Raw genomic sequence first — 11,973 nt, 5'->3', positions numbered from 1 at the left:
CGCACGAAAACCTGGAACGCCCCTGCAATCAGTGCAGGGGCGTTCCGGCTCTAAGGGCGCTGCGTGATGGCGTGTGGAAAGGAGGTTAACGCCGGGGAATGTTCCGGAGGTTGCTGCGGGCCATGCTGACGGCCTCGCCGGCGCCGCGGTTGAGGACCACCTTGGACATGGCGGTGGCGAACCCGATCACCTGCGATCCGGAGATCTTCGGCGGAATGGACAGCGCGTTGGGGTCGGTGATGAGCTCCACCAGCGACGGGCCGGGGTGCGCAAACGCCTCCCGGTAGGCCGCCTCGATCTGGCCTGGATCGGTAACCCGGACGGAGTGGAAACCCAGCGCCTGTGCCACGGCCGCATAGTTGGCGTCCGGCACATCCACGCCAAAGTCGGGCAGCCCGTCCACCAGCATCTCCAGTTTCACCATGCCCAGGGTGGAGTTGTTGAACACCACCACATTGACCGGCAGCTTGTAGGCGGCGGCGGTGATGAGTTCGCCCAGCAGCATGGACAGGCCTCCGTCGCCGGACACCGAAATGACCTGGCGCCCCGGGTACGCCAGCTGCGCGCCGATGGCGTGCGGGAGGGCGTTAGCCATGGAGCCGTGCAGGAAGGAACCTATCAGCCGTCGGGTGCCCAGCGGGTTGATGTAGCGTGCAGTCCAGACGTTGCACATGCCGGTGTCCGCGGTGAAGATGGCATCCTCGGCGGCCACCTGGTCCAGCAACGACGCCGCGTACTCGGGATGGATGGGCTGCTTCTTCTCCACCTTGCGCGTGTAGGCGCCCACGGCCTTGTTCATCAGCCGGTCATGCTTCTTGAGCATCTGGTCAAGGAACCGGCGGCTCTTCTTGGCCTTCACCAGCGGGATCAGCGCGCGAAGCGTGGGGAGCACGTCGCCGTGCACGGCAATATCGACGTCGGTCCGCCGGCCCAGCCGCTGCGCCGCCCGGTCCACCTGTGCGGTGCGGGTGTCCGGCAGGAACTGGTCGTACGGGAAGTCCGTGCCCAGGAGGATCAGCAGGTCTGCGTCCTCGATGCCCTCTGCCGCCGCCCCGTAGCCAAGGAGGCCCGTCATGCCGATGTCGAACGGATTGTCGTACTGGACAAAATCCTTGCCGCGCAGCGAGTGCCCCACCGGTGCTTTGGCCAGCTCGGCGAGCGCCATCAGCTCACTGTGCGCGCCCTCCACGCCCGCCCCGGCAAAGATGGCCACCTTGCCGGCGTCGTTGATGGCGTCCGCGAGCGCCTGCACGCTGGCGGGGTCCGGGACCAGGGTTGCCGGCCGGAAGGTGGCCGGCGCGGGAGTCGGGCCTACTGCTTCCAGGCCCGCGATGTCACCGGGAAGGGTCACGACGGCGACTCCGCCCAGACCCAGCGCGTGCTGGATGGCGCTGTGCATCACCCGCGGCGCCTGCTCGGCAGTGCTGACCAGTTCGGAGTAGACCGAGCACTCGTTAAAAAGCCGGTCCGGGTGGGTCTCCTGGAAGAAGCTGCTGCCGATCTGCTTGCTGGGGATGTGCGAGGCGATGGCCAGCACGGGGGCACCGGAACGGTTGGCGTCGTAGAGGCCATTGATCAGGTGCAGGTTTCCGGGGCCGCAGGAACCCGCACACACGGCCAGCCTGCCGGTGAGCTGTGCTTCGGCGGCAGCGGCGAGGGCGGCGGCCTCCTCATGCCGGACGTGGATCCAGTCGATGCCGCCCTTCGCGGAGCCTCCCGTCTGGCGGACGGCGTCCACGATCGGGTTGAGGCTGTCACCCACGATCCCGTAAATCCGCTGCACACCGGCAGCCTGGAGTTGTTCGATGAGTTGGGTGGCAAGTTCCTTGGCCATAGGTGCAGACTCCCGCGATTGTGGTGGTGTTCTGACATGGCCCAATATAGTCCGCCCACCTCAGCGGGCACTTCGGAACAGGTATTCAGCAGCAGCAAGCCGAAACAAAAGGAGGCGTACGACGGCGGCCGGGCAGCCGCCGTCGTACGCCTCCTTGGGAGACGGGCACCCTTGGGTGCCTTCCGGACTAAACGCCGAGGGCGTCCTTGTCCTTGCCGCCTTGGGGTGCCTGTTCCCAGGCGTGGCCCTGCTCGTCGTCCAGGTGCGTTGTCTTCTTGTTCTTCAGCGCGAAGATGTAAACCACCAGCGAGATGGCGATGGCCACCGTGACGTAGGTGAAGAACAGGTCCTCCCGCTCCGCCTTCTGGAAGGCCGCGCCGATCAGCGGCACGGTGCCGCCGAACAGCGAGTTGGCGATCGCGTAGCCCAGGCCCACGCCCAGGGCGCGGATGGAGGCCGGGAAGAGCTCCGCCTTCACCAGGGCGTTGATGGAGGTGTAGCCGCCCACGATCACCAGGCCGCCCATCATGAGCAGGAACGCGGTGAACGGATCCTTGGTGCCGGCCAGGGTGGACAGCAGCGGCCAGGTGAACAGCACGCCGGTGATGCCGAACCAAAGCAGCAGGGGTTTGCGGCCCACCTTGTCTGAGATGATGCCGTAGACGGGCTGGAGCAGCATGAAGATGAACAGGGCCCAGAAGTTGATCACGGAGGTGTCGGTCTTGGCGATGCCGGACGTATCGTTCATGAACTTCAGGATGAAGTTGGTGTAGGTGTAGAACGCCACGGTGCCGCCCAGGGTGATGCCGATGCAGACCAGCAGCGGCTTCCAGTAGCCGGTGAAAAGCAGCTTCATGGTGCCCGGCTGCGCCTGGCCCGGCTTCGCGGGGGCCTTGGCGGCGTTGATCTGTTCGGCGGAAACCGTCTCTTCCATGGAGCGGCGCAGCCACAGCACGACGAGGGCCGCGACGCCGCCGATGGCGAACGGAATGCGCCAGCCCCACTCGTTCAGGTCGCCCTTGGGCATGACGTTCTGCAGGATTACCAGGACCAGCAGGGCCAGCATCTGGCCGCCCACCAGCGTGACGTATTGGAAGCTGGAGAAGAACCCGCGGCGCTTGGTGGTGGCAGCCTCGGACATGTAGGTGGCGCTGGTGCCGTACTCACCGCCCACGGAGAAGCCCTGGATCACACGGATGATCACCAGCAGGATCATGGCCCACAGGCCGATGACGTCCTGGGTGGGCAGCACGGCGATGGCGAAGGAGCCCGCGGACATCAGGGTGACACTGAGCGTCAGTGCAGCCTTCCGGCCGTGGCGGTCCGCGTACCGCCCGAAGAACCAGGCGCCGATGGGCCGCATGAGGAACGACGTCGAGAAGACGGCCATCGCTTCGAGGCCCGCCTGGAGTTCATCCTTGGAATTGAAGAAGTGCGCTTGGAAGTAGGCTGCGAAGACCGTGTAGACGTAGAGGTCGTACCATTCCACAAGGTTGCCGGCGGACCCCTTCAGGATGTTGCCCACGGCCCGCCGGGTCTGGGCGGCCTCCGATACGGGCGCGGTTTGTTGGGTGCTCATCGGTGAGTTCCTCCTTGTGGTGACGTGCGTCCTCCAACGCCGGAGGGCCTCATCAACGGTATGGGTGATCCACCGCACAGCCAACGTGGCAGGGCATTTCCTAACACTTCCTTAGGTTTTGCCTGGCCCGCCTTCCCGCCCTGCCTGCCGGCCGCCGTCGGGCATAACCGTTCCTTAGGCGGTAATCTCCAAAGGCGGGGGATGAACCGGACACTGCACAAACAGCAAGGAAAATGGCTATGGACGTGCTGATCGTCGAGGACGACGACGCCATGGCCGGCGCCCTTACCGCCGCCGTCGAAAGCGCCGGGCACCACCCGCAGCGGCTCGCCCGGGGCGCGGACGCACTGCTGTCGCACCGGAACTTCCAGGTGATTCTCCTGGACCTGGGCCTGCCGGACATGGACGGACTGGAGGTCCTGCGCAAGCTCCGGCAGGTCACCGATGTGCCCATCCTGATCCTGACTGCCCGCGACGACGAACGCAGCGTGGTGCTCGGGCTCCGTTCCGGCGCGGACGACTATCTGGTCAAGCCGGTCAAGCTGGTGGAACTGCTGGCCCGGATCGAGGCGGTGACCCGGCGGGCGGGGCGCGCGGGCGGCACCCCGCAGGAAGACATCATCGTGCTGGACGACCTCGCCATCGACTTCAACCGGCACGCGGCTTCCAAGGGCGGGCTGCCCCTGCCCCTCACCGCCACGGAATTCGAACTCCTGGCCCTGCTGGCACGGCACGCCGGTTCGGTGGTCACCCGCGAACAAATCCTGGACGCACTGTGGGGCGATGCCTTCCTGGCATCATCCCGGTCCCTGGACGTCCACCTCACAGGGCTGCGGGCCAAACTGCAGAAGCCCGGCTTCATCATCAACGTTCGCGGCGTGGGCTACCGGGTGGAGGCGGCCGGCGCATGAGGCTGCGGGTCCTGGGTGTGCTCAGCGTGCTCTGCCTGGTGGTGGTCTTCCTCATTTCGGGCACCATCCTCACGTCGGCATCCCGTGAGTTGACCCAGGAGCTGCAGATCAACCGGGCGGCCTCGCTGAACCGGCTGGCGCAGGTGGCCTTCGATGCGGCGGGCGACGGAGACACTGTGCGGCTGCAGCGGGAAATGGACACGTACTCCGGGCTTTACGGCGAGGGCATTGTGGTCCGGGTGCAGGCGGCGACCCTGGCCTCCGGGGGCCTGTCCGCCGACCGGGCGGACGTGCAGAACGCCTTGTCCCTTGCCCGGCTGAACGTGAGCGGCACGTCCCTGGAACCGCTTGAACCCTTCGCCTCCGGCTCCCGCGTCATCTTCCGGCCCTTCGGCAGTGCCAGCCAAGTCCTGGGCGCCGTGGTCCTGGACGTCCATGCGGACACGGCACAGCAGAAGCTTCGTGAGCGCTGGCTTGGGGTGGGCGTCGCCGCAGTGGCGCTGGCCACCATTCTCCTGGTGGGGGCTGCCCGCGTCACCGGCTGGGTCCTGCGGCCAGTCCTCCGCCTGGATTCGGCAGTGCATGAGCTGGAGCGGACCGGGCGCATGGAACGCCTCCCGGAGGACGGGCCACCGGAGCTGCGGGAATTGAGCCGTTCCTTCACCGCGATGGCCAGGACCGTGAGCGCCAGCATGGCGGCGCAGCGCCAGCTGATCGCGGATACCTCGCACCAGCTCCGGAATCCGGTGGGGGCGCTCCGGCTGCGGCTGGACCTGCTGCAGCTCGAGCTCAAGACGGCCCGCGAACACGATGCTGCCGAGCGTGCCGTGGCGGAGCTGGACCGGGTGGAGGAGATCCTGGACGGGGTCCTGAAGCTTGCGGCCGCGGAGCACCGGGCGTCCGAAGGGTACCTCCGGGCTGCCGGTAGTACGCCGCAGCAGCCGCCTGCCCAGCCGGTGGATCCATATCCCGTGCTTCAGGGGGAGATCGAGCGGGCAGCGCCGCTGGCGGAACAGGCAGGCTCCACGTTGGCCCTTTCCGACCCGCCGCAGCCGCCGGTGCTGGTTGCCTGCCATCCGGCGGAGCTGGCCCAGATGGCAGGCGAGCTTCTCAACAACGCCATCAAGTACGCGCCCGGCGCGACGGTCACGGGGGCCGTCCGGCGGGAACAGGACGTGGTGGTTGTGGAAATTTCCGACGACGGGCCGGGGCTTTCCGCCGCAGAGCGCGCCTCTGCTGCCACCCGGTTCTGGCGGTCCCCGCGGCACTCTTCCGTTCCCGGGACCGGGCTGGGCATGACGATCGTGGGCGAGCTTGCCGCAGCCAACGGCGGACGGCTGGTCCTGGCCGAAGGCACTCCGCAGGGGTTGTCAGCGCGGATCGAATTTCCCGTGCTACCGGCTGGGCGGGTGGACCCTTCGTCCGAAGGAAGTGGTACGCGTGCCTGACCCTGGTGCTTCTGGTTCCCCGGGCACGGCTGGCTCCCCCGGCTTCCCTGGCCCCTTCCCGCCCCGACGGTCCGTGCTGAAGTCAGCCCTCGCCGTCGGACTCGGAGCGTTGCTGCCGCCCTCCCTCGTTGCCTGTACCGGCGGGGACCGGCCCGAGACCCTGGTGGTGGCCGGCGGCGAACCGGGCGGGTTCTACCTGGAGTTCTCAACGTTGCTGGCCGCCGCGCTGGAGCGCCACGGCGTTGCCGCGCACGCGCGGGCGGTGGCCACGGGCGGAAGCCTGGACAATATCGCCGAACTGCAGGCCGGGCGGGCCGCCTTTGCCGTAGCCCTGGCCGACGCCGCCGTCCAGCCGGGCGCTGGAGCGGAGATCGCCGCCATTGGGAAGGTGTACGAAAACTACGTCCACTGCGTGGTGCGGAAGGACAGCGGCATCCGGGACATCTCCGGGTTGGCAGGACGCCGGGTTGCGGTTGGCCAGCCGGGATCGGGCACGTCCCTGACCACTCCCCGGCTGCTCCAGGCAGCAGGCCTGGGCACCTCGGCGGATGCCGCTGCGCCCGCTGCCGGGACTGCCGCCGTCGAGAACCTTGGCCTCAATGACGGGATCGCCGCCCTTAAAGCTGGAACGGTTGATGCCCTGTTCTGGTCCGGCGGGGTTCCCACGGCTGCCATCGCGACGGCCCAGCAGGAGGTGGCACTTGGACTGCTGGACTTGTCGGGTCTGCTGCCGGAACTGCGCCGACGATATGGCGGCATGTACGACCGCGTCCTGATCCCGGAAGGCAGCTATCCCGGTGTTCCGGCAGTGTGGACGGTGGGAGCACCCAACTTGCTCCTGTGCCGCCGGGACCTGGACAACGCCACCGTGGAGCGGACGGTGCAGCTGCTGGTGCACAACGCCGGGGAGCTGATTCCGCAGTCAACCCTGGGCGTTCAGTTCCTTAGCGCGGAGAGCCTCATCAACACCGCCGGCGTCCCCCTGCACCCCGCCGCCGCGGACGCGTACCGGACGCTGCACGGCTAGCTGGGACGCCCGCTCACCTTTGGCAGGAAACCCTCAAACGCCCGCTCACCTTTCGCAGGAAATCCTCCAACGCCCGCTCACTTATGACGGCTTAAACCCCAACGCCCGCTCACCTTTCGCAGCACAAGCCACGACGCGCCATCACTTTCCTCAAGAAAGTGATGGCGCGTCGTGAAGAAGGCTGCAAGATCTGATGGCGCGTCGTGAAGAAACCGGCAAGATCTCATGGGGCGTTTCTGCTAACTCCCCGAGTGGGCCTGCAGGAAGCTGTACACCTCGGTCTCGTCCACGCCGGGAAAGGCTCCGGGAGGCATCGCAGCCAGCAGATGCGAGTGGGCACGTGCCGACGGCCAGGCGTTGCCTGCCCACTGGTTGGTCAGTTCGGCCGGCGGCCGCTTGCAGCAGGTGGGGTCGGGGCAGTTGGAGGTGGCGCGGGCGCTGGTTTCGCGGCCACGGAACCACTTCACGTGCTGGTACGGCACCCCGATGCTGAGCGAGAATTCACCGCTGGGGGAACGCTCAGTGCGCGCGGTGCACCAGTAGGTCCCGGACGGCGTATCGGTGTACTGGCTGTAGGCACTGAACTTGTCGGGCACATCGAAGACTGCCCGTGACGTCCAGGCCTTGCACGACGGCTGCCCCTCGATGGCGCCGGTGTGGTCCTGGGGGAAGTTCACACCGTCATTCTCGTAGGCCTTGTAGATGATGCCGCTTTGGTGTGTCTTCTGGAAGTGCGTGGTGATGCCCAGGTGCTTCGTGGCCAGGTTGGTGAAGCGGTGCGCCGCGGTCTCGTAGGAAACGGCGAAGGCATCCCGGATGTCTTCCACCGCGATTTCCTTGGCCGCCTTGGCTTTCTGCAGAAATTCGACGGTGGCCTGCTCGGGCAGCAATAGTGCGGCGGCGAAATAGTTGGTGGCCACCCGCTGCGCAAGGAAGTCGCCGTAGTTCTTGGGCGTCTCGTGGCCCAGGACGTAGTGCCCCAGCGCCTGCAGCAACACCGAGCGGGGGTCATGGTCCTGCCGCTGGCTCTGCGTCAGGTAAATTTTGCGGTTCTTCAAATCCGTCACTGAACGGGTGGAATGCGGCAGATCCCCCACGTGGTGCAGGGTGAAACCGAGGTGCGCGGCGATATCCGCAATGACGTGCTGGCTCAGCGGACCGGTGGTGTAGCCCACCTCCTTGAGGACCTTTTGTGCCTCGGCCTCGTACTCAGGAAAGTAGTTGCCCCGTTCCCGCATCATCGCCCGCAGCTCACCATTGGCGCGGCGTGCCTCCTCGGGGGTGGCCACCTGCTCATTCATCTTGCGTTCCAGCTCATGCAGCAGCCCCACCTGGGCCTCCAGGACATCCAGCGGCAGCCGCGAGCTGATGCGGATCTTGGGCAGGTCCAGGGACTCGTACAGCGGCCCCCGCTGGTACCGTTCCAGCTCGATCTCAAGGGCGGCCCGGCGGCTGGGTGGCTCAGCGCCGAGCAGCTGGTCGATGGTGACGTTCAGCGCTGCAGCAAGGTGCTGGAGCAGCGTCAGCTTGGGCTCGCGCTTGCCGTTTTCAATCAGGCTTAGCTGGCTGGGCGCGGTGCCGACGGCGGCGCTCAGGTCATCGAGCGTGAGCCCGGCTTGTTTGCGCAGATGGCGGACCCGGCGGCCCAGGGCGATAACGTCCAGTTCCGCTGCGGCGGTGGACGGAGGCTGGGAAACGTCTCTGTTCCAACTTGAAGGCGACATTTCTGAAGAATACGTGAAGAAGTGCATTTCTTTCCACCACTTTCATCTAGAAAGGGGGTTGAAAGTGCTGAAAAGTAGTTGTCACGGAAAGAAACACCGCGCCGGATAAGCCGGTGGGAGCCTCAACGACGCGGCTCCCACCTACTCCATCCGGAGCTCAATCAAGGAGATCAACGATGACTGCAGCATTTGAGCCCACCCAGCAGACGCCCGAAGAGCAGGCCGCCGCCCTGGAGCTCGAGTGGGCCGCCAACCCCCGCTGGGAAGGTGTGACCCGGGACTACTCAGCTTCCGACGTCGTCCGCCTCCGCGGCCGCGTCTCCGAAGAGCACACCCTGGCCCGGCGGGGTTCGGAGAAGCTGTGGAAGCAGCTCACCGAAGAGCAGAAGACCGGCGGCTACACCAACGCCCTGGGCGCCCTCACCGGCAACCAGGCCGTGCAGCAGGTCAAGGCCGGCCTCCGCGCCATCTACCTCTCCGGCTGGCAGGTTGCAGCGGACGCCAACAACTCGGGCCACACCTACCCGGACCAGTCCCTCTACCCGGCCAACTCGGTCCCCACAGTGGTCCGTCGCATCAACAACGCTCTGCTCCGTGCCGACCAGATCGAGTTCTCCGAGGGCATCCAGACCGTTGAGGACTGGCTGGTCCCGATCGTTGCAGACGCCGAGGCCGGCTTCGGCGGCCCGCTGAACGCGTACGAGCTCATGAAGTCCATGATCCAGGCCGGCGCCTCAGGTGTTCACTGGGAAGACCAGCTGGCATCCGAAAAGAAGTGCGGCCACTTGGGCGGCAAGGTGCTCATCCCCACCCAGCAGCACGTCCGCACCCTGAACGCCGCCCGCCTGGCCGCCGACGTCGCCGGCACCCCCACCGTCGTCATCGCCCGCACCGACGCCGAGGCAGCCACCCTCATCACCTCCGACGTCGACGAGCGGGACCAGGAATTCATCACCGGCGAGCGCACCGCGGAGGGCTTCTACAAGGTCCGCAACGGCATCGAACCCTGCATCGCCCGTGCCAAGGCCTACGCCCCGTACTCCGACCTCATCTGGATGGAAACGGGCACCCCGGACCTGGAACTGGCCCGCAAGTTCGCCGAATCGGTCAAGGCCGAGTTCCCGGACCAGATGCTTTCCTACAACTGCTCGCCGTCCTTCAACTGGCGCAAGCACCTGGACGACGACACCATCGCCAAGTTCCAGCGCGAGCTCGGCGCCATGGGCTTCACGTTCCAGTTCATCACCCTGGCCGGCTTCCACGCCCTGAACTACTCGATGTTCGACCTCGCCCACGGCTACGCCCGGGAAGGCATGAGCGCCTACGTCGAACTCCAGGAGAAGGAATTCGCCTCCGAGTCCCGCGGCTACACCGCAACCAAGCACCAGCGCGAAGTCGGCACCGGCTACTTCGACAGCATCTCCACGGCGCTCAACCCGAACGCCTCCACCCTCGCATTGGTCGGATCGACCGAAGAGGGCCAGTTCCACTAATTTTCGCCCAAGGTGAGCCATTCGCCTCGCTCACCGAAGAGGCACGACGGCGGCACGCGCCTGAGCGTGACGTCGCCTGGCCGGGATGGGGAATCCGGAAGCGTGCGTAAAGGGGCCCTGTCCCCGGCGTCGACCGAGCTTTGCGAGGTCTTACGCCGGGGATGGGGATAGCACGCGGAGGATTTCCGATCCCGGCCCACCCAGGTAAGTCCCGCCGTCGAACTTCCCTTTTGTCTTTAAGGAGACTGAGATGAACAGCTTCACCGATAGCTTCACGATCAATGGCATTACCCTGACCGCGCAGCCGATTTGCCGGCAGGACGAAGTACTTACCCCGGACGCTCTGACGTTCATCGCGAAGCTGCACCGGGCCACTGCCAGCCGCCGGCAGGAGCTGCTGCAGGCACGGCGCACGCGGCGGGCTGACATCGCTGCCGGCGCCGATCCGCGGTTCCTCCGGGAGACCGAGCACATCCGGAATGACCCGTCCTGGCGGGTCGCTCCCCCGGCACCTGGCCTCGAGGACCGCCGGGTGGAAATCACGGGCCCTGTGGACAAGAAGATGACCATCAACGCCCTGAACTCCGGCGCCAAGGTGTGGCTCGCGGACATGGAGGACTCCTCCACCCCGACATGGCGCAACGTCATCAAGGGCCAGCTGAACCTCACCGATGCGCTGGAGCGCCGGATCGACTTCACCAGCGAAGAGGGCAAGGAATACAAGCTCCGCCCGGCGGGCGACCTGCCCACCATCGTGGTCCGGCCCCGCGGCTGGCACCTGCCGGAGAAGCACATGCTGATCGACGGCCAGCCGGTCGCCGGCGGCATCGTGGACTTCGGCTTGTTCTTCTTCCACAACGCACGCCGCCTCCTGGCCCAGGGCAAGGGCCCGTACTTTTACCTGCCCAAGATCGAGAACCACCTCGAAGCCCGGCTGTGGAACGACATCTTCATCCTGGCCCAGGACCTGCTCGGCATCCCGCAGGGCACCATCCGCGCAACGGTGCTGATCGAAACCATCACCGCCGCGTTCGAAATGGAGGAGATCCTCTACGAGCTGCGCGACCACGCCGCGGGCCTGAACGCCGGCCGCTGGGACTACATCTTCTCCATCATCAAGAACTTCCGCACCCGCGGCCCCCGCTTCGTGATGCCGGACCGCAGCCAGGTGACCATGACGGCCCCCTTCATGCGCGCCTACACCGAACAGCTGGTCCGGGCCTGCCACAAGCGCGGCGCCATGGCCATCGGCGGTATGGCTGCAGCCGTGCCCAACCGCAAGGACCCCGAAGCCAACGCCAACGCCCTCGAGAAGGTCCGCGCTGACAAGACCCGCGAGGCCAACGATGGCTTCGACGGCTCCTGGGTGGCCCACCCGGACCTGGTGCCCATCTGCCGTGAGGTGTTCGACGGCGTCCTCGGCGACCGCCCCAACCAGCTCGGCAAGCTCCGCGAGGACGTCACCCCTGACGACCGTGCCCTCATCGATATTGCTTCCCTGCACGGCACCATCACCGAACAGGGCATCCGGAACAACATCGAAGTGGGGATCCGCTACATCGAGTCCTGGCTGCGCGGCAATGGCGCGGTGGCCATCCACAACCTCATGGAAGACGCCGCCACCGCCGAGATCTCCCGGTCCCAGCTGTGGCAGTGGATCTATGCCCGGGCCATCACGGACCACGGCGAGATCGTCAGCCACGAGTGGGTGGAGGAACTCCTGGACGAGGAATTCGCCCGGCTGGAACGCTTCGACGGCGACCGGTTCGAGGACGCCCGCGACATCTTCGAAGAGGTCACCCTGGCCACCGAGTTCCCGTCCTTCCTCACGCTTCCCGCCTATGCCCGCTACCTGACCGAGGCCCGCGAGAAGGCAACGGTTGAGGAGCTGGCTGCGGCCTGACACTCAAGAAACTTCCGTTTGCCGGGCCGGCACGCCCTTCGCAACAGGCCCCCC

Annotated in this window: 8 protein-coding genes; 5 read left to right on the top strand and 3 right to left on the bottom strand. The window is 66.4% G+C overall.

The annotated features are described in order from the left end of the window. Window positions 1-85 precede the first annotated feature (85 nt). Together LFT44_RS02810 and LFT44_RS02805 are read right to left on the bottom strand one after the other, a co-directional pair. Entirely contained in the window at window positions 86-1,834 is a 1,749-nt protein-coding gene (locus tag LFT44_RS02810) for a pyruvate dehydrogenase (RefSeq protein ID WP_236800975.1), read from the bottom strand. Window positions 1,835-2,021: 187 nt separating this feature from the next. Then, complete coding sequence (locus LFT44_RS02805; RefSeq protein WP_236800974.1) at window positions 2,022-3,413, bottom strand: MFS transporter; 1,392 nt, start codon at window positions 3,411-3,413, stop codon at window positions 2,022-2,024. Between the two features lie 239 nt (window positions 3,414-3,652). Between LFT44_RS02805 and LFT44_RS02800 the strand changes: the two genes are divergently transcribed. The 3 genes from LFT44_RS02800 to LFT44_RS02790 all read left to right on the top strand — a co-directional run bounded on the left by LFT44_RS02800 (window position 3,653) and on the right by LFT44_RS02790 (window position 6,799). Further along, window positions 3,653-4,324: a response regulator transcription factor gene (locus LFT44_RS02800; RefSeq protein WP_236800973.1), complete on the top strand. Its 672-nt coding sequence runs from the start codon at window positions 3,653-3,655 to the stop codon at window positions 4,322-4,324. Then, on the top strand, window positions 4,321-5,772 hold the full coding sequence (locus LFT44_RS02795; protein WP_236800972.1) for a sensor histidine kinase: 1,452 nt from the start codon (window positions 4,321-4,323) through the stop codon (window positions 5,770-5,772). Before LFT44_RS02800 ends, LFT44_RS02795 begins: the two co-directional genes overlap by 4 nt. Window positions 5,773-5,845: 73 nt before the next feature. Beyond that, window positions 5,846-6,799, top strand: coding sequence for a TAXI family TRAP transporter solute-binding subunit (locus LFT44_RS02790; protein WP_236802774.1), 954 nt, complete (start codon window positions 5,846-5,848; stop codon window positions 6,797-6,799). Window positions 6,800-7,038: 239 nt separating this feature from the next. On the opposite strand, the gene LFT44_RS02785 is transcribed toward LFT44_RS02790, so the two are convergent. Beyond that, entirely contained in the window at window positions 7,039-8,550 is a 1,512-nt protein-coding gene (locus LFT44_RS02785; protein ID WP_236800970.1) for a helix-turn-helix transcriptional regulator, read from the bottom strand. Window positions 8,551-8,699: 149 nt separating this feature from the next. On the opposite strand from LFT44_RS02785, the gene aceA reads away from it, so the two are divergent. Continuing rightward, the gene (gene aceA / locus LFT44_RS02780; RefSeq protein WP_236800968.1) at window positions 8,700-10,016 is read left to right on the top strand and encodes an isocitrate lyase; all 1,317 of its coding nucleotides are present in this window, start codon (window positions 8,700-8,702) and stop codon (window positions 10,014-10,016) included. A gap of 250 nt (window positions 10,017-10,266) precedes the next feature. Further along, window positions 10,267-11,919: a malate synthase A gene (gene aceB, locus LFT44_RS02775; protein ID WP_236800967.1), complete on the top strand. Its 1,653-nt coding sequence runs from the start codon at window positions 10,267-10,269 to the stop codon at window positions 11,917-11,919. Window positions 11,920-11,973: the final 54 nt, after the last annotated feature.

The organism is Arthrobacter sp. FW306-05-C, from assembly GCF_021801725.1.
Taxonomy (GTDB): domain Bacteria; phylum Actinomycetota; class Actinomycetes; order Actinomycetales; family Micrococcaceae; genus Arthrobacter.
Note: the sequence above shows the minus strand (reverse complement) of the source record. Positions and strands in the feature narration are given on the sequence as shown.